Annotated in this window: 1 pseudogene; it reads right to left on the bottom strand. The window is 70.9% G+C overall.

Annotated features, from left to right (window positions below):
• A pseudogene (locus JHD63_RS23545) lies at positions 1–292 on the bottom strand (IS4 family transposase); the annotation flags it as partial.

Below are 292 nucleotides of genomic sequence, written 5' to 3' on the forward strand. Positions count from 1 at the left end.
TCAGTTTGGAGGGCAGCAGTTCGGCGGCCATGGCCACTTCGCTGTGGCTGTACGGTGCGATGGCCGCAGCCACCACCGCGTGGGTGCCGCATTCGACCAGGCCCAGCACACGCGCCTGCGGGAAGGCGCTCTGCCCGCGGGAGGCCTCCGGGTAGCCGAAGTGCCGTGCGTTGACCGCTTCGTCGGCCACGTCCATGCAGGTGCCGTCCACGGCCATTAGGCGCCAGCTTCGATACCATGCACCCGGCGCATCCGGGCGCGCCAGCGGGCGCAGCACGCGCTGCGCCAGTTG

It is taken from the genome of Xylophilus sp. ASV27 (assembly GCF_016428875.1).
GTDB lineage: Bacteria > Pseudomonadota > Gammaproteobacteria > Burkholderiales > Burkholderiaceae_C > Xylophilus.